This window comes from Streptomyces sp. NBC_01669 (genome assembly GCF_026339735.1).
Lineage (GTDB): Bacteria > Actinomycetota > Actinomycetes > Streptomycetales > Streptomycetaceae > Streptomyces > Streptomyces yanii.
This window is the reverse complement of record NZ_JAPEQG010000001.1, coordinates 7,446,411-7,470,143: the sequence shown is the minus strand read 5'-3', so window position 1 is coordinate 7,470,143 and position 23,733 is coordinate 7,446,411. Positions and strand designations below refer to the sequence as shown.

Annotated in this window: 20 protein-coding genes; 3 read left to right on the top strand and 17 right to left on the bottom strand. The window is 69.6% G+C overall.

The annotated features are described in order from the left end of the window. Positions 1-90: 90 nt before the first annotated feature. From OG972_RS33430 to pgsA, 15 genes are all read right to left on the bottom strand, one after another. Positions 91-2,664 (bottom strand): bifunctional (p)ppGpp synthetase/guanosine-3',5'-bis(diphosphate) 3'-pyrophosphohydrolase, encoded by a 2,574-nt coding sequence (locus OG972_RS33430; RefSeq protein WP_266987916.1) that lies wholly within the window; start codon positions 2,662-2,664, stop codon positions 91-93. A 294-nt stretch (positions 2,665-2,958) separates the two neighbouring features. Then, positions 2,959-3,510, bottom strand: coding sequence for an adenine phosphoribosyltransferase (locus OG972_RS33425; protein WP_266987914.1), 552 nt, complete (start codon positions 3,508-3,510; stop codon positions 2,959-2,961). Continuing rightward, positions 3,507-4,613: a protein translocase subunit SecF gene (gene secF / locus OG972_RS33420; protein ID WP_266987912.1), complete on the bottom strand. Its 1,107-nt coding sequence runs from the start codon at positions 4,611-4,613 to the stop codon at positions 3,507-3,509. The genes OG972_RS33425 and secF overlap by 4 nt, the downstream gene beginning before the upstream one ends. 1 nt (position 4,614) lies before the next feature. Then, complete coding sequence (gene secD, locus OG972_RS33415; RefSeq protein ID WP_266987910.1) at positions 4,615-6,351, bottom strand: protein translocase subunit SecD; 1,737 nt, start codon at positions 6,349-6,351, stop codon at positions 4,615-4,617. A 146-nt stretch (positions 6,352-6,497) separates the two neighbouring features. Next, positions 6,498-6,995 (bottom strand): preprotein translocase subunit YajC, encoded by a 498-nt coding sequence (gene yajC / locus OG972_RS33410; RefSeq protein WP_266987908.1) that lies wholly within the window; start codon positions 6,993-6,995, stop codon positions 6,498-6,500. 164 nt (positions 6,996-7,159) lie between these two features. Then, positions 7,160-8,233 (bottom strand): Holliday junction branch migration DNA helicase RuvB, encoded by a 1,074-nt coding sequence (gene ruvB, locus OG972_RS33405; RefSeq protein WP_266987906.1) that lies wholly within the window; start codon positions 8,231-8,233, stop codon positions 7,160-7,162. An 83-nt stretch (positions 8,234-8,316) separates the two neighbouring features. After that, positions 8,317-8,943 (bottom strand): Holliday junction branch migration protein RuvA, encoded by a 627-nt coding sequence (gene ruvA, locus OG972_RS33400; protein ID WP_266987904.1) that lies wholly within the window; start codon positions 8,941-8,943, stop codon positions 8,317-8,319. Next, positions 8,940-9,509: a crossover junction endodeoxyribonuclease RuvC gene (ruvC, locus tag OG972_RS33395; RefSeq protein ID WP_266987902.1), complete on the bottom strand. Its 570-nt coding sequence runs from the start codon at positions 9,507-9,509 to the stop codon at positions 8,940-8,942. Before ruvC ends, ruvA begins: the two co-directional genes overlap by 4 nt. A 193-nt stretch (positions 9,510-9,702) precedes the next feature. Continuing rightward, complete coding sequence (locus OG972_RS33390; protein WP_030918812.1) at positions 9,703-10,455, bottom strand: YebC/PmpR family DNA-binding transcriptional regulator; 753 nt, start codon at positions 10,453-10,455, stop codon at positions 9,703-9,705. Between the two features lie 62 nt (positions 10,456-10,517). Beyond that, the gene (gene pdxT, locus OG972_RS33385) at positions 10,518-11,111 is read right to left on the bottom strand and encodes a pyridoxal 5'-phosphate synthase glutaminase subunit PdxT (protein ID WP_266987901.1); all 594 of its coding nucleotides are present in this window, start codon (positions 11,109-11,111) and stop codon (positions 10,518-10,520) included. Positions 11,112-11,117: 6 nt separating this feature from the next. Then, positions 11,118-12,038, bottom strand: coding sequence for a pyridoxal 5'-phosphate synthase lyase subunit PdxS (pdxS, locus tag OG972_RS33380; protein ID WP_266987900.1), 921 nt, complete (start codon positions 12,036-12,038; stop codon positions 11,118-11,120). Between the two features lie 179 nt (positions 12,039-12,217). After that, a complete protein-coding gene (locus OG972_RS33375; RefSeq protein ID WP_266987897.1) occupies positions 12,218-12,763 on the bottom strand; it encodes a hypothetical protein in 546 nt (181 codons plus the stop codon). Between the two features lie 376 nt (positions 12,764-13,139). Next, the gene (locus OG972_RS33370; protein ID WP_266987895.1) at positions 13,140-14,300 is read right to left on the bottom strand and encodes a glycosyltransferase family 4 protein; all 1,161 of its coding nucleotides are present in this window, start codon (positions 14,298-14,300) and stop codon (positions 13,140-13,142) included. After that, on the bottom strand, positions 14,297-15,232 hold the full coding sequence (locus OG972_RS33365; RefSeq protein ID WP_266987893.1) for a phosphatidylinositol mannoside acyltransferase: 936 nt from the start codon (positions 15,230-15,232) through the stop codon (positions 14,297-14,299). The genes OG972_RS33370 and OG972_RS33365 overlap by 4 nt, the downstream gene beginning before the upstream one ends. Next, positions 15,229-15,897 carry a phosphatidylinositol phosphate synthase gene (gene pgsA / locus OG972_RS33360; RefSeq protein ID WP_266987891.1) on the bottom strand — a complete coding sequence of 223 codons (669 nt, stop codon included), beginning with the start codon at positions 15,895-15,897 and terminating at the stop codon, positions 15,229-15,231. The genes OG972_RS33365 and pgsA overlap by 4 nt, the downstream gene beginning before the upstream one ends. Positions 15,898-16,165: 268 nt before the next feature. Between pgsA and OG972_RS33355 the strand changes: the two genes are divergently transcribed. Together OG972_RS33355 and OG972_RS33350 are read left to right on the top strand one after the other, a co-directional pair. Beyond that, a complete protein-coding gene (locus OG972_RS33355) occupies positions 16,166-18,391 on the top strand; it encodes an elongation factor G-like protein EF-G2 (RefSeq protein WP_266987889.1) in 2,226 nt (741 codons plus the stop codon). A 147-nt stretch (positions 18,392-18,538) separates the two neighbouring features. Beyond that, positions 18,539-20,209, top strand: coding sequence for a hypothetical protein (locus OG972_RS33350; protein WP_266987887.1), 1,671 nt, complete (start codon positions 18,539-18,541; stop codon positions 20,207-20,209). 85 nt (positions 20,210-20,294) lie between these two features. On the opposite strand, the gene OG972_RS33345 is transcribed toward OG972_RS33350, so the two are convergent. Then, positions 20,295-20,855 (bottom strand): HIT domain-containing protein, encoded by a 561-nt coding sequence (locus tag OG972_RS33345; RefSeq protein ID WP_266987885.1) that lies wholly within the window; start codon positions 20,853-20,855, stop codon positions 20,295-20,297. A gap of 67 nt (positions 20,856-20,922) precedes the next feature. On the opposite strand from OG972_RS33345, the gene OG972_RS33340 reads away from it, so the two are divergent. Next, on the top strand, positions 20,923-21,603 hold the full coding sequence (locus OG972_RS33340; protein ID WP_266987883.1) for a potassium channel family protein: 681 nt from the start codon (positions 20,923-20,925) through the stop codon (positions 21,601-21,603). Positions 21,604-21,631: 28 nt separating this feature from the next. Here the strand turns inward: OG972_RS33340 and thrS are convergent, their stop codons facing one another. Next, a complete protein-coding gene (gene thrS, locus OG972_RS33335; protein ID WP_266987881.1) occupies positions 21,632-23,608 on the bottom strand; it encodes a threonine--tRNA ligase in 1,977 nt (658 codons plus the stop codon). Positions 23,609-23,733 lie beyond the last annotated feature (125 nt).

Genomic DNA, 23,733 nt, shown 5'->3' with positions numbered 1-23,733 from the left:
TGTTCAGACAGCCCGAAGGGCCCTCCGTCGGTGACGGAGGGCCCTTCGGCGTTTCGGTGGAGGGCCTGCCGGCATCGGGGGCGGTCGGGGTCAGGGCCTGCGGGCCGAGGTCACGCGGTAGACGTCGTAAACGCCCTCCACGCCCCGTACGGCCTTCAGCACGTGTCCGAGGTGCTTCGGGTCACCCATCTCGAAAGTGAACCGCGAGGTGGCCACCCGGTCCCGTGAGGTCTGTACGGCCGCCGACAGGATGTTCACGTGCTGGTCGGACAGGACGCGAGTGACGTCCGAGAGCAGCCGCGACCGGTCGAGGGCCTCGACCTGGATGGCGACGAGGAAGACCGAGGACTGGGTCGGCGCCCATTCGACCTCCAGGATCCGCTCGGGCTGCTGCGACAGCGAGTCCACGTTGACGCAGTCGGCCCGGTGCACGGAGACGCCGCTGCCACGGGTGACGAAGCCGATGATCGGGTCGCCGGGGACGGGCGTGCAGCAGCGGGCCAGTTTGACCCAGACGTCCTCGACGCCCTTGACGACCACACCCGGGTCGGCGTTGGAGCGGCGCTTGCCGCGGCTGCGCGAGGGCGGCGCGCTCTCCGCCAGGTCCTCATTGGCCGCGTCCTCGCCGCCGAGCGCCTGGACCAGCTTCTGCACGACACCCGCGGCCGCGACATGGCCCTCGCCGATCGCCGCGTACAGGGACGAGATGTCCGGGTAGCGCATCTCGTGGGCCAGGGTGACGAGCGAGTCGCCGGTCAGGATCCGCTGGATCGGCAGGTTCTGCTTGCGCATGGCGCGCGCGATGGCGTCCTTGCCCTGCTCGATCGCCTCGTCGCGGCGTTCCTTGGAGAACCAGGCGCGGATCTTGTTCCGGGCGCGCGGCGACTTGACGAAGCCCAGCCAGTCCCGGGACGGTCCGGCGCCGGCCGCCTTGGAGGTGAAGACCTCCACGAGGTCGCCGTTGTCGAGGGTGGATTCGAGCGGCACGAGCCGCCCGTTGACCCGTGCCCCTATGGTCCGGTGGCCGACCTCCGTATGCACGGCGTACGCGAAGTCGACCGGGGTCGCGCCCGCGGGCAGCGCTATGACGTCGCCCTTGGGCGTGAAGACGAAGACCTCGTTGCGGGAGAGGTCGAAGCGCAGGGACTCCAGGAACTCGCTGGGGTCCTCGGTCTCCTTCTGCCAGTCGAGGAGCTGGCGCAGCCACGCCATGTCATTGACGGTGTCCTGGCCGCGGCCGGTGTGCTTGGGTACGTCGGTGCGGACCTTGGAGGCGCCGGCGACGGCCTCCTGCTTGTACTTCCAGTGCGCGGCGATGCCGTACTCGGCGCGGCGGTGCATGTCGAACGTACGGATCTGCAGCTCGACGGGCTTGCCGCTGGGACCGATCACCGTGGTGTGCAGTGACTGGTACATGTTGAACTTGGGCATCGCGATGTAGTCCTTGAACCGGCCGGGGACCGGATTCCATCGCGCGTGCACGGTGCCGAGCGCCGCGTAACAGTCACGGACGGTGTCGACGAGGACGCGGATGCCCACCAGGTCGTAGATCTCGGCGAAGTCCCGGCCTCGCACGATCATCTTCTGGTAGACGCTGTAGTAGTGCTTCGGCCGTCCGGTGACGGTGGCCTTGATCCGGGCGGCGCGCAGGTCGGCCTGGACCTCGTCGGTCACTATGGCGAGGTATTCGTCGCGCTTGGGTGCCCGCTCGGCGACGAGACGGACGATCTCGTCGTACATCTTGGGGTAGAGGATCGCGAACGCGAGGTCCTCGAGCTCCCACTTGATGGTGTTCATGCCCAGGCGGTGGGCCAGGGGCGCGTAGATCTCAAGCGTCTCGCGGGCCTTCTTCTCCTGCTTCTCCCGCTTGAGGTAGCGCATGGTGCGCATGTTGTGCAGCCGGTCGGCGAGCTTGATGACGAGGACCCTGGGGTCCTTGGCCATGGCGACGACCATCTTGCGTACGGTCTCGGCCTGCGCCGCCTCGCCGAACTTCACCTTGTCCAGCTTGGTCACGCCGTCGACCAGCAGCGCGACCTGGTCGCCGAAGTCCCGGCGCAGGGTGTCCAGGCCGTACTCGGTGTCCTCGACCGTGTCGTGGAGCAGACCGGCCATCAGCGTCGCCGGATCCATGCCGAGCTCGGCGAGGATCGTCGTGACGGCGAGCGGATGCGTGATGTACGGGTCGCCGCTCTTGCGCTTCTGACCGCGGTGCCAGCGCTCGGCGACCTGGTAGGCGCGCTCGATCTGGCGCAGCGTGGACGTCTCGATCTTGGGGTCGTTGCTGCGGACCGCGCGCAGGAGCGGTTCGAGGACCGGGTTGTACGGGCTGGAGCGCTGCACGCCGAGCCGGGCGAGCCTGGCCCGTACCCGGTTGGAGGAGCCGCTGGAGCGGGCCGGACCGACCGGGGCCACGGGCTTGGCGGCGGGCTTGGCCGGGGGGTTCGGGGCGGCCGGAGGCGGGGAGACGGGGGCCGGCTGGGCAGGGGACGCCGGCGCGGCCCCGTTCGCCCTGGGGGGAGTCTGCGTGGCGCTGCTCGCCGGTTCGGGAGCCGGGGGCTTCGGCTTCTCCTTCGCCGCGGGCTGCTTCTTCCCGGGCGTGGCTGGGACCGCCGCGGGCTTGTCGGGCTGCGGGGCGGCGACTGGCTGGGCCTCGTCTGGCAAGAGCGCTCCTCATGCGGATCCGGACTCCCGGAAAGGCCATCGTATCGACCCTGCGGCCGGACCTCCCCCGGGGACCGTGGGACCCTCACAACGCGGGACGGGCCCCAGGGTGTTCCCGGTGCCCGTCCTGTGTGTGCCGGTGTGCCGCTGCCCCAAGTGCGGCAGGGGCTGAGCGGCGGCGTGATGCATGAGGTGGGGCCCGACCCGACCCCTCCGAACGTGGGTGCGAATACCGCAGACGCACCATCGGGTGCCCGAAAATTGTTCCGGGCACCCGATGCATGCGTGACAGTCTCAGACGCGGATGAGCGCCTCCAGCGGAGCACCGGCCAGACCGGACTCCAGACGCGCCCTGCCGTCGAGGAAGCCGAGCTCCATGAGGACCGCGACGCCCGCGACCCGGGCACCGGCCCGGCGGATCAGCTGCAGCGATGCCTCAGCGGTGCCGCCGGTGGCAAGGACGTCGTCGATGACCATGATCTGGTCCTCGGCCGTGAGGTCCTCCGCGTGTATCTCGATCTCCGCGGTGCCGTACTCCAGCTCGTACGCCTGGCTGAGCGTGGCGCCGGGCAGCTTCCCCGCCTTGCGGACGGGTACGAAGCCGAGCCCGGCCCGGACCGCAACCGGCGCCGCCAGGATGAAGCCGCGCGCCTCCAGACCGACGACCTTCGTGGCGCCGTGCCGTACGCACAGCTCCGCGAGGGCGTCGGTGAGGGCCGTGAACGCGACCGGGTCCGCGAGCAGCGGGGTGATGTCCTTGAACATCACGCCCGGCTTCGGATAGTCCGCCACGTCACGGATACGGCTGAGCAGCAGTTCCCTGGTGCTCTCGGTGGTGCTGGTCATCGACGCTTCCCCGGGGTCCGGCCGTGGCCCCTGGGGGGCTGCTGGCGCTGACCGACGACCGCAGCGGCGGGCGCGGGTTCCTCGATGACGTCGTCCTCGTACGACTGCTCGTCCTCGGCCGACTCGCCCTTGGCGGCTGCTGCCGCACGCTTGGCGAGGATCCGCTTCTTCAGGGCCTTCATCTGCGGCTCGCGTTCCTTGAGGTCGGCGACCAGCGGGGTGGCGATGAAGATCGAGGAGTACGCGCCGGCGGCGAGGCCGACGAACAGCGACAGCGAGATGTCGTTCAGCATGCCGGCGCCGAGGACACCGCCGCCGATGAACAGCAGGCCGGCGACCGGCAGCAGCGCCACGACGGTGGTGTTGATGGAGCGGACCAGCGTGCCGTTGATCGAGCGGTTGGCGATCTCGCTGTACGTCCAGCGGGTCTGCTTGGTGATCCCCTTCGTGCCCTCCTTGAGGCTGTCGAAGACGACGACCGTGTCGTACAGGGAGTAACCGAGGATGGTCAGCAGACCGATCACGGTGCCCGGGGTGACCTCGAAGCCGACCAGGGCATAGATCCCGACCGTGATCGTGATGTCGTGGATCAGTGCGACCAGGGCCGCGATGGCCATGCGCCACTCGAACGCGATGGCCAGGTAGATCACCACGAGGATCATGAAGACGCCGAGGCCGGTCCAGGCCTTGTTGGCGATCTGCTCACCCCAGCTGGGGCCGACCAGGTCGGCGTTGATCTTCTCCTCGGGGACCTTGAGGTCCTTGGAGAGCTCCGCCTTGATCGCGTCGGACTTCGACAGGTCGACTTCGGTGATCTGAATACGCAGCGTGCCGTTGCCGAGCTTCTGGACGATCGCCTGGTGGCCGGAGGCGGAGGTCGCGGATTCCTCCGCCTGGGCGACCGTGGCACTGGTCGACGGCGTGGTGAAGACCGCGCCGCCCTTGAACTCGATCCCCATGTTGAGTCCGCCGACCGCCAGGGCGACGACAGCCGTGATGGTGATCAGGATCGAGATGCCGTACCAGATCTTGCGGCTTCCGATGAAGTCGTAACCGACCTCGCCGCGGTAGAGCCGGGCGCCGAGGCTGCCGAGTCGCGACATCTCACGCCTCCTTCGGGTCGGTGGGGGCGTTGACACGGCGCGAGCGGCGCAGCGGCGGCTTGGCGCCGAGCCGCTTCGGGTCCAGGCCGGACCACGGGTGACCGCTGGAGAAGAACTTCGTACGGGCCATCAGCGTCATGACGGGCTTGGTGAAGAGGAACACCACGACCACGTCGAGCAGGGTGGTGAGACCCAGCGTGAAGGCGAAGCCCTGGACCTTGCCGACGGTGACGATGAAGAGCACCGCCGCGGCGAGGAACGACACGAAGTCGGAGACCAGGATGGTGCGACGGGCACGCGGCCAGGCACGCTCGACGGCCGGACGCAGGGTGCGGCCCTCGCGGATCTCGTCCCGGATGCGTTCGAAGTACACGATGAACGAGTCCGCGGTGATACCGATCGCCACGATGGCGCCACAGACCGCGGGGAGGTTCAGCGCGAAGCCGATGGCCGGGCCGAGCAGCGACATGAGTGTGTAGGTCAGTATGCCGGAGGCAGCGAGGCTCAGGAGCGCGATGAGCGCCAGACCGCGGTAGTAGGCCACCAGGTAGATGACGACCAGGGCCAGACCGATCGCACCGGCGATCAGACCCGCCTGGAGCTGCTCACCGCCGAGCGCCGCGGTGACGGTGGTGACCGTGTCCTCGCGGAAGGACAGCGGGAGCGCACCGTAGGACAGCACGTTCGCCAGGTCCTGGGCGGACTGCTGGGTGAAGCTGCCGGAGATCTCGGCGCTGCCGCTGAGCGTCTCGTTCACCTGGGGCGCGGAGACGACCTCGCCGTCGAGCGCGATGGCGAACTGGTTCATCGGCGACTGCTGCGTGGACAGCTTCGAGGTGATCTTCTGGAACTTCTTCGAGCCCTTGTCGGTGAAGTCCATCTGCACGATCCACATGCCGCGCTGCTGGTCGACCGCGGCCTTGGCGCTGCCCACGTCCGTACCGGAGACCTCGGCCGGGCCGAGGACGTACTTGGCGTCGCCCTCGGAGCTGCACGCGACCGTGGTGTCGGTGGGCTTCACGTTGGCACCGGCCTTCGCGCGGCCGGCCTTGGTGGAGCAGTCCAGCTCCGCGAACTTCTTCTGCAGCTCGGCGGTGGCCGGGTCGACCGAGGCCGACGGGCTCGCGGACGCCTTCGGCGTGCCGGAGGCGCTGGGGCTGGGCGACGTGTCCTTCGTCAGCGCGCCGGTGACCGCACGGCCCTGGGTGGTCGCGCTCGCCGAGGGAGTGGCCTTGGATCCGGAGGCCGTCTCCTTGCTGCTGGGCGACGCGCTCGGCTTCGGCGAGCCGGAGGCCGAGGGGCTGGCGGTGCCGGTGGGCGTCGCCTTGCCCTCGGTGACGGCGAGCACGGGCCGGAAGTAGAGCTGGGCGGTGGTACCGACCTGTTCCCGGGCCTGCTTCGAGTTCGTTCCCTTGGGGATGTTGACGATGATGTTGTCCCGGCCCTGGGTCTGGACCTCGGCCTCGGAGACACCCAGACCATTGACACGGCGTTCGATGATGCTGACCGCGGTGTCCATGTTGGTCTGGTTGATCGCGTCCGGCTTACCGGGCTGACTCTTCGCCTTGAGCGTGATCGACGTGCCGCCCGCCAGGTCGATACCCAGCCGTGGCGTGGTGTGACCGGACAAGAACATCCCGCCGGTGAGCGCGACCATGGCGATCAGGATCAGAGCCAGGGCGCGCCCCGGCCTGCCCTGACCGCCGGACGGCCCTCGGCCCTTCTTCGGTGCTGCCACCTTCTCGTTTCTCCCTGTCCAACCGCCCCGCGCCGGGTGTGCGCCCGAGCGGCCACGAAGTGTTGTGGGGACCTGCCCCCGCAGAAGATCGCACGGTCCCGGGGATGCCGGACGCCGGTGGGCTCACGGCATCCCCGGGTCGTGAATTACTTCGAGTCGGCCTCGCCGTCGGCCTTGCCCTCGGACTTCTCGTCGGCCTTGGCGTCCTTCGGCTCGACGTCGCCGGCCTCGGCCTTCTTGCCCAGGTCGATTTTGGCATCGTCCGCGTCGTCCACGTCGGTGTCGACGTCCGTGTCGGCCTCGACGTGCTCGGTCAGCGAGGACGCGTCGTCCGGCACGACCGCGCCGTCGATCCCGTCGTCGTCACCGTGGACGATGCGGTTGTACTCCGCGTCGTCGAGGACGGCACCGATGGCGTTCTTGGCGTAGATGGCGTGGACGCCGGGCGCGACCTCGAGGAGAACCGTGTCGTCGTGAAGCTCCTTGACGGTGGCGTACATGCCCCCGATCGTCCGAACGCCGGTGCCGGGCTGCATCTCGTTGCGCATCTGCGCGGCGGCAGCCTGCTTCTTCTTGGCGGACCGGGTCATCAGGAACATGGCCCCGATGAGCACGATGAAGGGGAGGAGAGTCACGGGATTCACGGGACGATTTTCCTTCGCACGACCGCGCTGGAATGCGGCCTGATCTACGGGGGTGGGTACGCCGCCCTGTGCGGGCGGCATCGGCGGAGTCTAAGCGAGTCCGCATCGATGGAACAACGCCCAGCATCGCACCCGGGTTCCTGTCCGGGCGAACCTGTGACGCATCACGCCCCGAACAGACCCTGTTGTCCCTTTCCGCCGTGCTGAGGGGGGACGAGACCCAGATGAGCCCAGGCCGCAGGGGTGGCGACCCGCCCCCGCGGCGTCCTGGCCAGCAGTCCTTCCCGTACCAGGAAGGGCTCCGCGACCTCCTCGACCGTCTCGCGCTCCTCCCCCACGGCGACCGCGAGGGTGGACAGACCGACCGGTCCGCCGCCGAAGAGCTTCAGGAGCGCACCGAGCACCGCCCGGTCCAGCCGGTCGAGACCCCGGCCGTCGACCTCGTACACCCCGAGGGCGGCGGAGGCGACACCCCGGTCGATCCGGCCGTCCGCCTTGACCTGGGCGTAGTCGCGGACGCGGCGCAGCAGCCGGTTGGCGATACGGGGTGTGCCGCGGGAGCGCCCGGCGATCTCGGCCGCCCCTTCGGCGTCTATCGCGACGTCGAGGAGGCGGGCCGAGCGGTGGATGACGCGTTCCAGTTCGGCGGGGGCGTAGAACTCCATGTGGCCGGTGAAGCCGAAGCGGTCGCGCAGCGGAGGCGGCAGGAGTCCGGCCCGGGTGGTGGCGCCGACGAGGGTGAAGGGTGGAAGTTCCAACGGAATGGCGGTGGCGCCGGGGCCCTTGCCGACGATGACGTCGACGCGGAAGTCCTCCATCGCCATGTAGAGCATCTCTTCGGCGGGCCGTGACATGCGGTGGATCTCGTCGAGGAAGAGGACCTCGCCCTCCTGGAGGGAGGAGAGGATCGCGGCGAGGTCGCCCGCGTGCTGGATGGCGGGGCCCGAGGTGATCCGGATCGGGGCGCCCATCTCGGCAGCGATGATCATGGAGAGGGTGGTCTTGCCGAGGCCGGGGGCGCCGGAGAGCAGGACGTGGTCGGCGGTGGCGCCGCGGGCGAGGGCGGCCTTCAGGACCAGGTCGAGCTGTTCGCGCACCTTCTCCTGGCCGACGAATTCGTCGAGGTCCTTCGGCCGCAGGGCAGCTTCGACCGCCGTGTCCTCGCCGTCCGCGCCGGCGTCGACGAGGCGCTCGTCGAGCCGCTCGTCGGTGTCGGGTCCGGTGTCGTCCCAGTTCATTCGGTCAGTCCCGCCTCGGGTGTTTCGGTGCCGGGCCGTGCGGTGCCCGGGCGTCGGGGGTGTCGCGTCGGTCCGGCGTGCGGTCAGCGTGCGCGGTTGAGGGTCTGCAGAGCGGCCCGCAGCAGCTGCGGTACGGGCGGCTGGGCGCCCTTCGCGAGCGCGGCCTCGGCCTGCGGGGCGACAGCGGTGACCGCCTCGTCGGCCTCACGGGTCGCGTATCCGAGGCCGATCAGGGCGGCCTGCAGCTGGTCGCGCCACGAGGAGGTGACGGCGGTGCCGATGCCCTGGTGGCCGATGTGGGCCCCGACGGGCTCGCCCAGTCTGTCCTTGAGTTCGAGGAGGAGTTTCTGCGCGCCCTTCTTGCCGATGCCGGGGACGGCGGTGAGGGCCTTCTCGTCGCCGGTGGAGACGGCGAGGCGCAGGGCGTCCGGGCTGTGCACGGCGAGCATCGCCTGGGCGAGCCGGGGGCCGACGCCGCTGGCGGTCTGGAGCAGCTCGAAGACCTGCCGCTGGTCGTCGTCGGCGAAGCCGTAGAGGGTGAGCGAGTCCTCCCGTACGACGAGGGAGGTGGCCAGCCGGGCCTCCTGGCCGATCCGCAGGTCGGCGAGGGTGTGGGGGCTGCACTGGACGGCCATGCCGATGCCGCCGACCTCGATCACGGCCGTGGTCGGGGCGAGTGCGGCGACGGGGCCGCTGACGAAGGCGATCATCGGGGGACCTTCCGGACGGGAACTGCGGGTGTACGGGAAACGCGGTGGCCACGGGCGGCGGCCGCCGCGTGCGCCTGCTGGAGGCGGTTGACGGCCGGGGCCCGCCAGATGTGGCAGATGGCGAGGGCCAGGGCGTCGGCGGCGTCGGCGGGTTTCGGCGGTGCGTCGAGCCGAAGCAGCCGGGTGACCATCGCTCCGACCTGTGCCTTTTCGGCGCGGCCGCTGCCGGTGACGGCGGCCTTGACCTCGCTGGGGGTGTGCAGGGCGACGGGGATGCCGCGGCGGGACGCGCAGAGCATGGCGACCGCACTGGCCTGGGCAGTGCCCATCACCGTACGGACATTGTGCTGGCTGAACACCCGCTCCACGGCGACGAATTCGGGGCGGTGCTCGTCGAGCCACTCCTCGATGCCGCGCTCGATCGCGACCAGCCGATGGCCGAGCTCGGCATCGGCGGGGGTGCGGACGACGCCGACCCCGAGCATCGTCAGGGGGCGGCCCGCCACTCCTTCGACGACGCCGACGCCGCACCGGGTCAGTCCCGGGTCCACGCCCAGTACCCGCATGAAGCGCCCCCTCTGCCGATCGGTCAACTGTTCCCGCAGGCTATCGGCTCGCACTGACAATGCGACGGGCCGACGGGGTGTGTCCCCGTCGGCCCGTCGGCTCCGCCCGCGCGGAGAGTGCCCCTGTACAGCGGCCGGACGCTGCCCGTCTCCGGGTCGTCCCCGCTCACGCGGGGAGGCGTCGTCCGCCGTCTCAGGCGTCGACCTTCTCCATGACCTCGTCCGAGACGTCGAAGTTGGCGAAGACGTTCTGCACGTCGTCGCTGTCCTCCAGCGCGTCGATCAGCTTGAAGATCTTGCGCGCGCCTTCCTCGTCCAGCTCGACCTGCATGGTGGGCAGGAAGTTGGCCTCGGCCGAGTCGTAGTCGATGCCCGCCTGCTGGAGCGCGGTACGGACCGCGACCATGTCGGTGGCCTCGCTGACGACCTCGTAGGACTCACCGAGGTCATTGACCTCCTCGGCGCCCGCGTCGAGCACCGCACCGAGGACGTCGTCCTCGGTGAGCTCGCCCTTGGGGACGATGACGACGCCCTTGCGGTTGAAGAGGTACGAGACCGAACCCGGGTCGGCCATCGAACCGCCGTTGCGGGTCATCGCCACACGCACGTCGGAGGCGGCACGGTTGCGGTTGTCGGTGAGGCACTCGATGAGCACCGCGACACCGTTCGGGCCGTAACCCTCGTACATGATCGTCTGGTAGTCGACGCCGCCCGCTTCGAGACCGCCACCGCGCTTGACCGCGGAGTCGATGTTCTTGTTCGGGACGGAGCTCTTCTTCGCCTTCTGGATCGCATCGACGAGGGTCGGGTTGCCCTCGGGGTCCACACCGCCGGTGCGGGCCGCGACCTCGATGTTCTTGATCAGCTTGGCGAAGAGCTTGCCGCGCTTGGCATCAATCACGGCCTTCTTGTGCTTGGTGGTAGCCCACTTAGAGTGGCCGGACATCGCCAGCTCCTTACAACGCGTCGCCAGTAGAAATGAACAACGGAGATCCTACCGGGATCCGTTCACCCCTTGGCGCGCACCATGTCGACGAAGAGTGCGTGAACCCGGTGGTCACCGGTCAGTTCCGGGTGGAATGACGTCGCCAGGGCGTTTCCCTGACGTACGGCGACAATATGGCCGCCGTGCTCGGCGATCACCTCGGCCCGGGCGCCGACCGACTCCACCCAGGGGGCGCGGATGAAGACGCCCTCGACCGGGCCGCCCTCGATCCCGGCCACCTCGACGGCGGCCTCGAAGGACTCGTTCTGCCGCCCGAAGGCGTTACGACGCACGATCATGTCGATGCCGCCGATGGTCTCCTGGCCCGAACGCGGGTCGAGGATCTTGTCGGCCAGCAGGATCATTCCGGCGCAGGTGCCGTAGACCGGCATGCCGGCGCGGACCCGCTCGCGCAGTGGTTCCAGCATGCCGAACAGGGTGGCGAGCTTGGACATCGTGGTGGATTCACCGCCGGGTATGACGAGACCGTCGACCTCGGCGAGCTCTTCGGGGCGCCGGACCGGCCTGGCCAGGGCGTCTGCCGAGGCCAGGGCGATCAGGTGCTCCCGTACGTCGCCCTGGAGAGCCAGGACTCCGATCACAGGGGTGTCGCTCATCTGTGACTACCAGCCGCGGTTGGCGTAGCGCTCGGCCTCGGGCAGGGTGTCGCAGTTGATGCCGACCATGGCCTCGCCCAGGTTGCGGGAGGCGTCCGCGATGATCTTCGGGTCGTCGTAGAAGGTGGTGGCCTTCACGATGGCGGCGGCGCGCTTGGCCGGGTCGCCGGACTTGAAGATGCCGGAGCCGACGAAGACGCCCTCGGCGCCGAGCTGGCGCATCAGCGCGGCGTCGGCCGGGGTGGCGACGCCACCGGCGGAGAACAGCACGACGGGCAGCTTGCCGAGCTCGGCGACCTCCTTGACCAGCTCGTACGGGGCGCGGAGCTCCTTGGCGGCGGCGTACAGCTCGTTGTTGTCGTAGCCGCGCAGCCGGGCGATCTCGTTCTTGATCTGGCGCAGGTGGCGGACCGCCTCGACGACGTTGCCGGTGCCGGCCTCGCCCTTGGAGCGGATCATGGCCGCGCCTTCGGCGATGCGGCGCAGCGCCTCGCCCAGGTTGGTGGCGCCACAGACGAACGGCGTGGTGAAGGCGAACTTGTCGCTGTGGTTGACCTCGTCGGCCGGGGTCAGGACCTCGGACTCGTCGATGTAGTCGACACCGAGGGACTGCAGGACCTGCGCCTCGACGAAGTGGCCGATGCGGGACTTCGCCATCACCGGGATGGAGACGGCCTCGATGATCTCTTCGATCATGTTCGGGTCGGACATCCGGGCCACGCCGCCGTCCTTGCGAATGTCGGCGGGCACCCGCTCCAGGGCCATGACGGCCACGGCGCCCGCGTCCTCGGCGATCTTCGCCTGCTCGGCGTTGACGACGTCCATGATCACGCCGCCCTTGAGCTGCTCGGCCATGCCGCGCTTCACGCGGGCGGTGCCGGTGGCCGGGGAGTCGGCGGACTGCGGGGTGCTGGGAAGCGTGGACACGGATCGACCTCACTCGGAGAAAAAGATGCTGAAAGTGCTGGGTGATGCACTGCAGAGCAAACTCTCCGGGACCAGTCCACGACAAGGGCCAATAAGAGGCCGGTGGATCGTTTTGGCTGTGTACGGACGCGTACCGCCTCGTACGACCCCGTACGGGGCGGGGGGCGGCCGCGTCCGGGTCAGCTGACCGGGCGGTCGGCCAGGGCCACCGGCGGCTCGTCGTCCATCTCGAAGGCCAGCGGGAACGGTGCGTGCCCGGCCAGCCGGAACCAGCGCACCGTGCGGTGGCGGCGCAGCGCCCGCGCCGCGCGCACCGCGTCGTTGTGGAACCGCCGCGCCATCGGCACCCGGCGCACGGCCGCGGCCAGTTCGGACGCCGCCTCCTCACCGCCGGGAATCTCCTTCACTGCCTCCACCTGCGCCGTCTCACCGAACACCGCCCGCAGCGCGGTGCTGAGCTCGCTCTCCGCCACCTCACGGTGTTCCTCCTCGGACTGCCGGGCGGCGTGCGCGGCCTCGTACAGCACGATGGACGCGGCCGGGTCGAGGACACCGGATGTGGCCAGTTCCTGGGTGACCGAGGCGCGGCGCAGCAGTTGGGCGTCGAGGGCGGCGCGGGCAGCGTCGATCCGCGTGTGCAGCCGGTCCAGCCGCCCGGCGGTCCAGCTGAGGTACAGGCCGATCGCGACGAGCGCGACGGCGATCCAGATGAGGGTTTCGGTCACGGGCCGCAAGGCTACCGTCGAGGGCAACCCGCCCTGCCCTCCGGCCCGCCGCAGCGCGGGCACCGGGCCGGGAGCCGGGGCCCGGCGTTGCCGATGGTGCCGCCCGCCTCGGGGAGCGGGGTGCCGACGCGCGTCCCCCTCCGATCCCGCCGAGCGGCCCGTCATCGGGACGGTCCTGCCTGGTACCGGTGATCAGGAATCCGCGAACGGGCCGAAGACACCGCGGGCGTGGTCCCGGCGGCCGGACGGGCCACCGCCGACGGCCGGGCGCACCGGCGCCGCGCAACAGCGTTCTTCCGCTCGGTCCGGGACCGGGGACGGCGGGGTTCCGACCCGGCCATCGCGTCCCCCCGGGGGAGGACCGCCGAGGCCCGACTCAGTCCCTGGCCAGCCCGAACCGGGCGCGCAGCCCCGTACGTTCGTCCGTCGCCACCGACGCGGCCCCGTCCGTCACCGTCTCGTAGACCGCGAGGATGTCCGCCCCCACCGTCGACCAGTCGAACCGTCGCACATGAGCGCGGCCACGGTCGCTGAGCTCCGCGCGCCGCTCCGGGTCGCCGAGCAACCGGATCGCCGCCGACGCCAGCGCCTCCGCGTCCTCGTTGGCGAACAGTTCGCCCGCCGCACCCAGGTCCAGTACCTGCGCGAACGCGTCCAGATCGCTGGCGAGGACCGGCGCACCCGCCGACATCGCCTCGACCAGGATGATCCCGAAGCTCTCGCCGCCCGTATTCGGCGCGACGTACACATCGACACTGCGCAGCAACCGCGCCTTGTCCTCGTCGCTCACCATGCCGAGGAATTCGACGCGCTCGCGCATCGCCTCGGGCAGTGAGGCGACCGCCTCCTCCTCGTCGCCGCGCCCTGCCACCAGCAGCCTGGTCTCCGGGCGGGCGGCGAGGATGGCGGGCAGCGCCCGCATCAGGACGGGCAGGCCCTTGCGGGGCTCGTCGATACGACCGATGAAGCCGATCGTCCCGCCCTGCCACTCGACCTTGGGCTCGGCCTTGTCGAAGAAGCCGACATCGACCCCGTTCGGGATGACGACCGCGTCACCGCCGAGGTGCTCGACCAGGGTCCGGCGCGCATACTCGCTCACCGCGATACGCGCACTGATCTTCTCCAGCGCGGGCTGCAGGATCGGGTACGCGGCGATCATCGCGCGGGACCGCGGATTCGAGGTGTGGAACGTGGCGACGATCGGTCCCTGCGCGGCCCAGCAGGTGAGCAGGCCGAGAGACGGCGAGGTCGGCTCATGGATGTGGATCACGTCGAAGGTGCCGTCGTGCAGCCAGCGGCGCACCCGCGCCGCGGACAGGAAACCGAAATTCAGCCGGGCGACGGAGCCGTTGTACGGGACGGGCACGGCACGGCCCGCCGACACCACGTACGGGGGCAGCGGCGTCTCGTCGTCGGCGGGGGCCAGCACCGATACCTGGTGGCCCAGGCCGATCAGGTGTTCGGCCAGGTCGCGGATGTGGAACTGGACGCCGCCCGGTACGTCCCAGGAGTACGGGCAGACGATGCCGATCTTCACGACTGCTCTCCACGGGGTTCGAGGTCGGCGAGCCAGAGCCGCTGCAGCATGTGCCAGTCCTCCGGGTGCTCGGCGATTCCGGTGGCGAAGGCATCGGCCAGCGCCTGTGTCATCACAGACGTCTTCTCGGTGCGCGTACCTGACTCGGGCACCTCGATGGCCGGGTGGATCCGGGCCTTCATCACGGGGGTCGCGTCGTACCGGAGCGTCACGGGCAGCAGCAGCGCGCCGGTCTGCTGGGCCAGCAGCGCGGGTCCGGCGGGCATCCGTGCCGTGTCACCGAAGAACTGCACCTCGACGCCGGAGGCGGAGAGGTCGCGGTCGGCGACCAGGCAGACCAGTCCGCCGTCGCGCAGCCGCCGCGCCAGGGTGCCGAAGGCCGACCCGCCGGTGTGCGGCAGGACCTCCATGCCGAGCCCCTCACGGTAGGCGACGAACCGGTCGTACAGCGACTCGGGCTTCAGCCGCTCGGCGACCGTGGTGAACGGCACCTTCAGATCGGTGGTGACCCAGGCTCCCGCCAGGTCCCAGTTCCCGAGGTGCGGCAGCGCGAGGATCACACCGCGTCCGGCCTCCAGGCCCTCGGTCAGCCGGTGGACGTCCGCCACGTCTATGCCGGCCCTGATCCGCTCCGGGCTCCAGGTCGGCAGCCGGAACGACTCCATCCAGTAGCGCATGTACGAGCGCATCCCGGCCTTGGAGAGTGCGGCGAGCCGGGCCGGGCTCGCGTCCGGCACCACCCTGGCCAGGTTCGACTCCAGCCGCAGCACGCTCTTGCCGCGCCGCTTCCAGACCTGGTCGGCGAGGGTACGGAAGAGCGCCCGGGCGGCCGGCTCCGGCAGCTTCTTGACCGCGCCCCAGCCGAGCCCGTACAGCCCGTCGGTCAGCCGGTCCTTCAGCCTGGTCCTCGGATCCCCCTCGGCGCCGCTCACTTCGCCGCCTCGCTCCCCCGGTCCGCCGCGGCTGCCGCGTCGGCCTCCGCGGACTCGCGGCGCACGGTCACGACACGCTGCACGAGCGTCACCAGGCTGCCCACGGCGACGATCCACAGCGCGATCGGCAGCAGGATGTCGATCCCCGGCACACCGAACGTGTGGAGCCCGGCGAGCCCGGCCGCCACCAGCGAGATGACCAGCCGCTCGGCCCGCTCCACCAGACCGTTGACCGCGACCGGAAGACCGATCGACTCGCCCCGCGCCTTCGTGTAGGAGACCACCTGGCCGCTGGCCAGGCAGAAGATCGCCACCGCACACATCACGTTGTCGTCGCCGTTGCCCGCGTACCAGAGTGCGAACCCGCCGAAGATCGCGCCGTCGGCGACCCGGTCCAGGGTCGAGTCCAGGAAGGCGCCCCAGCGGCTGGAGATGCCGGCCTGTCGGGCCATGTTGCCGTCGACGAGGTCGGAGAAGACGAAGATCGTGATGACGATCGTGCCCCAGAAGAACTCCCCCATGGGAAAGAAGACCAGCGCACCTGCCATCACTCCGGCCGTACCGATGAGCGTGACCGCGTCAGGGCTCACGCCGAGACGGAGCAGCAGCGCGGCGAACGGTGTGAGGACACGCGTAAAAAATGCACGCGCGTACTTGTTCAGCATGGCCTTCCCGAGGGGTCGGTGGGCCGTGCGGCCCCTTCGGCCACCGGCTGGCCCATCGTAGTCACCAGTAGGACGGGTCCACTGTCCGGGCATCCGTCCTCGTGCGTCGGCGTCCGACGTATGGACGCAACCTGACCGGAGTGGAAAGCTCGAATTACCGCGGGCGTCGTCGTAGCCGCCGCGGCGGCTCCTCGTGCCCGCGCCCTCCTTCTCCCCTCACCGCGCCAGGCAATCTCCCCGCACAGCGCACCCCACCGGGAGGCACATCATGGGCGACAAGGCACATGCACACACCGGGGCCGCCGGCAGAGCAGCAACGGCCGATCGGCCCTCCTCCATACGGAACGTGGTGCTGGTCGGCCACAGCGGATCGGGCAAGACCACCCTCGTCGAAGCCCTCGCGCAGACCGCTGGAGCGGTCAACCGGGCCGGCCGGGTCGAGGACGGCGGCACGGTCTCCGACTACGACGAGATCGAACACCGCCAGCAACGCTCCGTACAACTCTCCCTGGTCCCCGTGGAATGGGGCGGGTACAAGATCAATCTGCTGGACACCCCCGGATACGCCGACTTCGTCGGGGAACTCAGGGCCGGTCTGCGGGCAGCGGACGCGGCCCTTTTCGTTGTCTCGGCGGCCCAGGAGGCCGACGCCGTGGCGGGCACCACCCGCGCCGTGTGGGAGGAGTGCGCCGCCGTCGGCATGCCGCGCGCCATCGTCGTCACCCACCTCGACACCGCCCGCACGTCCTTCGACGAGATGACCCGCGTCTGCGGCGAGATCTTCGGGGGCGACGACCCCGACGCCGTACTGCCGCTCTATCTGCCCGTGCTCGGCCGCGAGGGCCCGGACGGGCACGCCCCGCTGACCGGACTCACCGGACTGCTCACGCAGCGTATCTTCGACTACTCCTCCGGCGAACGGAAAGAGACCCCGCCCGCCGACGACCAGCACGCACCGCTCCAGGACGCCCGCAACCGGCTGATCGAAGGGATCATCGCCGAGAGCGAGGACGAGACCCTGATGGACCGGTACCTCGGCGGCGAGGACATCGACATCAAGACTCTGATCGACGATCTGGAGCGCGCCGTCGCGCGCGACGCCTTCCACCCCGTCCTCACGGCGGCGCCCGCCGGCGAGGACGGGGTGCAGGGCATCGGCACGGTCGAACTCCTGGATCTGATCACCGGGGGCTTCCCGACCCCGCTGGAGCGCCCGCTGCCCGCTGTCACCACGCCGAGCGGCGCCCTCCGCCCCGCCCCGTCCTGCGACCCCGACGGACCTCTGGTCGCCGAAGTCGTCAAGACGGCCTCCGACCCGTACGTCGGCCGCGTCTCCCTGGTCCGCGTCTTCTCCGGCACGCTGCGCCCCGACGAAACGATCCACGTCCTCGGCCACGGACTCACCGACCCCGGCCGCGAACCCCGTCCCGTCCACGAGGCAGAGGTCCGCGTCGGCGCGCTGTCCGCCCCGTTCGGCAAGCAGCAGCGCGCCCTGACCAGCTGCATCGCCGGGGACCTGGCCTGCGTCGCCAAACTGGGCGGCGCCGAGACCGGGGACACCCTCTCGGCTCCGGAGGATCCGCTGCTGATGGAGCCCTGGTCCATGCCCGACCCGCTGCTGCCACTGGCCATCGAGGCCCACAGCAAGGCGGACGAGGACAAGCTCTCCCAGGGGCTCGCACGGCTCGTCGCCGAGGACCCGACCATGCGCCTCGAACAGAACCAGGACACCCATCAGGTGGTTCTGTGGTGCCTCGGCGAGGCCCATCAGGACGTGGCACTGGACCGGCTGCGTACCCGGTACGGGGTACAGGTCGACGCCGTCTCCCACAAGGTGTCCCTGCGCGAGACGTTCGCCGGCCCGTCGAGCGGCCGCGGACGGCACGTCAAACAGTCCGGCGGCCATGGCCAGTACGCCATCTGCGAGATCGAGGTGGAGCCGCTGCCACCCGGTTCGGGCATCGAATTCGTCGACAAGGTGGTCGGCGGAGCCGTACCCCGCCAGTTCATCCCGTCCGTGGAGAAGGGGATACGCGCCCAGGCCGCCCGCGGAGTGGCGGCCGGCCACCCCCTCGTCGACGTGAGGATCACCCTGCGGGACGGAAAGGCCCACTCCGTGGACTCGTCCGACGCGGCGTTCCAGGCGGCGGGCGCACTGGCCCTTCGTGAAGCGGCTGCGGAGACCCGGATCCAGCTCCTCGAACCCGTCTCCGAGGTCCAGGTTCTCGTCCCCGACGACTACGTGGGGCCGGTCATGAGCGATCTGTCGGGGCGCCGCGGCCGGGTGGTCGGCACCGAGCAGTCAGGGGCGGGGCGCACGCTCGTGCGGGCCGAGGTGCCCGAGCTGGAGATCGGCCGGTACGCGATCGACCTGCGCTCCCTGTCGCACGGCACCGGCCGATTCGACCGGTCGTACGCCCGGCACGAACCGATGCCACCACAGCTCGCCGATCGCCTCCGCGAACAGCAGCAAAACACCACAAACGGCGCCTAGTCGGCGGCCCTGCCCGCCCTTGTCCACAGGGTCGGGCGGGGCTCCGCTCCGGACGATACGCTGTGGTCCCAGCTCAGAAGGTGTGCCGGGCACGGCAGTTGGGAAACAGCCGCAGGAGCGGTTCCTTGGCGGCAAGTGGGGGCGACAGTGGCCAACGACGGATTCGATTTCTCTCCCGGAGCGCAGATCCCGCTCCAGGGGGCGGCCGGACAGGCGGTGGCGACGAACGCCCTCGCCTCCGCCGCGTACCGTGACAGCCCAGTGGCAGACATCCTCAAGGCCGACAGCGAGTGGCACAAGTCCAAGATCGAGGAGGGCCGGTCCAAGCTCTTCAAGAGCAAATACTTCACCCCCAACCTCGGCGAGGCCTTCTCCCGCGCCGTCCAGGAACGGATGCTGGGCGGCGCCCGCAAGGCCCTCATCCAGTCCTTCGGCACCGACCCGCAGACCGTCGTCGAGCACTGCCTGTCCGCGACCCGCCTCCGCAAGGCCCGGGACACCAAACTGACCCTGGTCACCGTTCTCTTCGGCTTCCTCTTCCTGCCCGGACTGCTCCTGTGGGTCCTCGCGTTCCGCCTCCGCGACGGCCTGGGCTCCACCAAGGACAAGGCCCTCAGCGCCCTCGGCATGGCCCTGCTCCCCGTCATCGGCATCGTGGCCCTGATCTTCCTGATCAAACTGCCGGTCGACGGTCTCCTCGCGCTGTACCTGCGCGCGATGATCGTCGCCCCCGTCATCGGCTGGCTGATCGCCAAGCGAATCGCCGAGACCTCCGCCAAGGACATGCGCGCCCGTTGGGAGGGGCTGCTCTCCGGCGGAGGGGTCATCGCCAGGATCCCCGAGGCCGTTCCGAAGAATCCCAGCGAGACCGCCCGCGAGGCGCTGCGCCAGGGCCTGGAGAAGCTGTCGGCCGAACAGCAGTCCAACTGCGTCTTCTATGCCGGCCCCAAGGGCATCCTCGGCATGGGCACCCGCTGGGGCAGCTGGCAGCTCGCCGAGGAACTCGTCTCCAAGGAACCCGGCAAGGAGTTCCACCAGTTCCGCAGCTGGGACCTGATTCGCGTCATCCACGACCAGCTCAAGCAGTTGGAACGCGGACCGCTTCACACCGGCGGATTCACCACGCCCTCGGTCACCCACTGGATCGTCTCGCCCGTCGGTGAGAACGCCGACTCGGTCTCCCGTCCGGAGGGCGAGGACGTCGCCACCTTCCAGGTCAAGCCGCACGAGATACAGCGCATCTGCAACCACCAGCAGTTCGGCAGCGGCGACCGCCACTATCTGGGAGTCCAGTTCACCCTCTGGGACGGTCAGCTGGTCATCACCATGATGATCACCGTCACGGTGCTCCACGAGACGCTCCGGATCGAGGTCACCGGGCACGCCCTCGGCCCCGTCCACTCGCTCTTCACGAGCAAGCCCGAGGCCAAGACGAAGACGGTCAACAAGACCGTCAGATTCTGGGAGACCCGCAAGATCACTCTCCCGCTGGTGGAATCCAAGGAGGTCGTCCGTCTCGCCCTGCGCGCCCCCTTCACCTGGTACCCGCCGCTCCTCGACTACCTGGGCGGCAAGATCACCCTCCCGGAGCCCTTCGGCCTGCGCCACGCCTGGGCCGAGAAGCCGTGGCGTCACCGCTTCATGGCGGACGACGCGATGCGCGCCGCCACCCCCGTCCTGCGTGCCGTGCACAACGCGGCCATGCGCGTCCTGGACGAGAACGGCGTCGACACGGAGCGCTTCGACAACCGGTCCATGATCCTCAGCGGACTGGTGCAGGACCCGATCCCCAAGAAGGCCGACCTGTACGACGCGTAGGGCAGACGGAAGAGGCGCCCGGGACCTCCCGGGCGCCTCGTGCTCGTACCGCTCGGCTCAGAGCCTGTCGGGTGCCGACAGGCTCTCAGACCGCGGGCCAGGCGTCGGCCAGCATCTTCCGGGTATCGGCGAGCAGCTGCGGCAGCACCTTCGTGTGACCGACGACCGGCATGAAGTTGGTGTCACCGCCCCAGCGCGGCACCAGGTGCTGATGGAGATGCGCGGCAATGCCGGCGCCCGCCACCGTTCCCTGATTCATCCCGATATTGAAACCGTGCGCCCCCGAGGCCGCCCGCAGCGCCGTCATCGCCCGCTTGGTGAAGTCGGCCAGCTCCAGCGTCTCCGGACCGTCCAGCTCCGTGTAGTCGGCGACATGCCGGTACGGCACCACCATCAGATGTCCGCCGTTGTACGGATACAGGTTCAGCACGGCATAGACCTTCTCGCCGCGCGCCACGATGAGTCCGTCCTCGTCCGACTTCGCCGGGATCGCACAGAACGGACAGCCGTCGCCGGCCTCCGGGCCGGTCGGCTTGTTCTCACCCTGGATGTACGCCATCCGGTGAGGCGTCCACAGGCGCTGGAACGCGTCGGGCGTTCCCACTCCGATCTGCTGCTCCGGCTCAGTCGTCATGCAGATCAGCATATTGCTTCACTCCTGCAGAGCGTGTCGCCGGGGCCCGCCCCCGTCGCCGGACGACGATCCTGAGGCCATGAGCGACCAGCCCGCGGACTCCTCCACCCCTCTCCGGTTCAGGCGCTGGGAGCAGCGCACGGAGGTGCCGCTCTTCGCCGCGTCGCTGTTCTTCCTCCTCGGGTACGCGGTCCGTGTCCTTGTTCCCGAGCACACCCAGCCGTGGCGTGACCTCGCCCTGACCCTGGTCGTCACCACCTGGCTCCTCTTCGCGGCGGACTATGTCGTACGGATCCGGCTCAGCGGCCAGGGTCTCCGCTTCCTGCGAACCCACTGGCTGGACACGGTCGTGCTGGTGCTCCCGCTGCTGAGGCCGTTGCGTCTGATCCAGGTCTACACAGCGATCCAGCGGCAGCGGGAGCGGCCGCGGCTGAGCCTGTACGCCCGCGTGATCAGCTACGCCGGTATGACCGCCCTGCTGCTCGGATTCTCGGGCGCGCTCGCCGTGTACAACCAGGAACACATGGCTCCGGGCGCCACGATCCGGACGTTCGGCGACGCGGTGTGGTGGGCGTGCGCGACGCTCACCACGGTCGGATACGGGGACGTCGCGCCGGTCACGCCGAGCGGCAGGACCATCGCGGTGGGGCTGATGATCGGTGGTCTGGCGCTGCTGGGGGCAGTGACGGGTTCGTTCTCGTCGTGGCTGGTGCAGGTGTTCACCCGGGAGGACGAGAAGAGGCCCCCGGAGCGCGGTTAGCGCTCCGGGGGCCTCCCTGTCCGTCGGGTCAGACCTGGACGCGGTCCTCGACGGCCTTCTGGATCTTGGCGATGGCGTCCTCGACCGGGATGCCGTTCTCCTGCGATCCGTCGCGGTAGCGGAAGGAGACGGCGCCGTTGGCCATGTCCTCATCACCCGCGATGATCATGAAGGGCACCTTGGCCTTCTGCTGGTTGCGGATCTTCTTCTGCATCCGGTCCGAGGAGGCGTCCACCTCGACCCGCAGGCCCTTCTTCCTGGCCTGCGCAGCGAACTCCTGGAGGTACGGGATGTGCGCGTCGCCGATCGGGATGCCGACCGCCTGGACCGGGGCCAGCCAGACCGGGAACGCACCCGCGTAGTGCTCCAGCAGCACGGCGAAGAACCGCTCGATGGAGCCGAACAGGGCGCGGTGGATCATGACCGGGCGCTGCTTGGTCCCGTCGGGGCCGGTGTACTCCAGGTCGAAGCGCTCCGGCAGGTTGAAGTCGAGCTGCACGGTCGACATCTGCCAGGTGCGGCCGATGGCGTCCTTGCACTGGACCGAGATCTTCGGGCCGTAGAACGCGGCGCCGCCCGGGTCCGGAACCAGGGGCAGGCCCTGCTTCTCGGCAACCTGGCGCAGCGTCTCGGTGGCCTCTTCCCAGACCTCGTCCGAGCCGACGAACTTCTCCGGGTCCTTGGTGGACAGCTCCAGGTAGAAGTCGGTCAGACCGTAGTCGCGCAGCAGGTTCAGGACGAAGGTGAGCGTCTTGTCGAGCTCCTCCGCCATCTGCTCCTTGGTGCAGTAGATGTGCGCGTCGTCCTGCGTGAAGCCGCGCGAACGGGTCAGGCCGTGCACCACGCCCGACTTCTCGTAGCGGTACACCGTGCCGAACTCGAAGAGCCGCAGCGGCAGTTCACGGTAGGAACGGCCGCGCGCGTCGAAGATCAGGTTGTGCATGGGGCAGTTCATCGGCTTGAGGTAGTAGTCCACCCCGTCGTCGAGCTGCATGGGCGGGTACATGCCTTCGGCGTACCAGTCCAGGTGGCCGGACTTCTCGAAGAGCTTGCCCTTGGTGGCGTGCGGCGAGTAGACGAACTCGTAGCCCTCCTCCTCGTGCCGCTTGCGCGAGTAGTCCTCCATGGCCCGGCGGATGATGCCGCCCTTGGGGTGGAAGACGGCGAGGCCGGGGCCGATCTCGTCGGGGAAGGAGAAGAGGTCCAGCTCGTTGCCGAGCTTGCGGTGATCGCGCTTGGCGGCCTCCTCCAGGAACTCCAGGTGCGCCTTGAGCTCGTCCTTCGTGGGCCAGGCGGTGCCGTAGATGCGCTGGAGCATCGGGTTCTTCTCGCTGCCCCGCCAGTACGCCGCGGCGTTCCGCATCAGCTTGAACGCCGGGATGTTCCGGGTGGTCGGCAGGTGCGGACCGCGGCAGAGGTCCTTCCAGCACAGGTCACCGGTCTTGGCGTCCAGGTTGTCGTAGATGGTCAGCTCGCCGCCGCCCACCTCGACATCCGCGCCGTCGTCGGTGGAGGCGGCACCCTTGATGCCGATGAGCTCCAGCTTGTACGGCTCGTCGGCCAGCTCCTCACGGGCGGCCTCGTCGGTGACGACCCGGCGGGAGAACCGCTGTCCCCGCTTCTGGATCTCCTGCATCTTCTTCTCGATGGCCTTGAGGTCCTCGGGCGTGAACGGCTTCTCGACGTCGAAGTCGTAGTAGAAGCCGTCCTTGACCGGCGGGCCGATGCCGAGCTTGGCCTCGGGGAAGAGCTCCTGCACGGCCTGCGCCATGACGTGCGCGGTGGAGTGCCGGAGGATGTTCAGGCCGTCCTCGGAGGAGATCTCGACGGGCTCGACGACCTCGCCGTCGGCGACGACGTATGCGAGGTCCTTCAGCTCACCGGCGACCCGGGCGGCGACGACGGTGCGCTCGCCGGGGAAGAGCTCGGCAGCCGTAGTGCCCGTCGTCACCACGCGCTCTTCCCGCTCGGAATCGCGTTGGATGATCACACGGACGTCTGACACCGGTCTCTCCTGACTGAAGGGGGGTGCGCGCCATATTCCACTGCGCACGCAAGAGGAATCGTACCGAGCCGACGCCCCCCTTCGCGAAAGGGTTCGTTCCGGCAGTCGGCGGGCACCGTGCCGGA

Coding starts and splice junctions, on each gene's coding strand:
- OG972_RS33425 (WP_266987914.1), bottom strand. CDS start 3,510: ATGACCAGCACCACCGAGAGCACCAGGGAACTGCTGCTCAGCCGTATC.
- secF (WP_266987912.1), bottom strand. CDS start 4,613: ATGTCGCGACTCGGCAGCCTCGGCGCCCGGCTCTACCGCGGCGAGGTC.
- ruvB (WP_266987906.1), bottom strand. CDS start 8,233: ATGAACTGGGACGACACCGGACCCGACACCGACGAGCGGCTCGACGAG.
- ruvA (WP_266987904.1), bottom strand. CDS start 8,943: ATGATCGCCTTCGTCAGCGGCCCCGTCGCCGCACTCGCCCCGACCACG.
- ruvC (WP_266987902.1), bottom strand. CDS start 9,509: ATGCGGGTACTGGGCGTGGACCCGGGACTGACCCGGTGCGGCGTCGGC.
- OG972_RS33390 (WP_030918812.1), bottom strand. CDS start 10,455: ATGTCCGGCCACTCTAAGTGGGCTACCACCAAGCACAAGAAGGCCGTG.
- pdxT (WP_266987901.1), bottom strand. CDS start 11,111: ATGAGCGACACCCCTGTGATCGGAGTCCTGGCTCTCCAGGGCGACGTA.
- pgsA (WP_266987891.1), bottom strand. CDS start 15,897: ATGCTGAACAAGTACGCGCGTGCATTTTTTACGCGTGTCCTCACACCG.
- OG972_RS33355 (WP_266987889.1), top strand. CDS start 16,166: ATGGGCGACAAGGCACATGCACACACCGGGGCCGCCGGCAGAGCAGCA.
- OG972_RS33345 (WP_266987885.1), bottom strand. CDS start 20,855: ATGCTGATCTGCATGACGACTGAGCCGGAGCAGCAGATCGGAGTGGGA.
- OG972_RS33340 (WP_266987883.1), top strand. CDS start 20,923: ATGAGCGACCAGCCCGCGGACTCCTCCACCCCTCTCCGGTTCAGGCGC.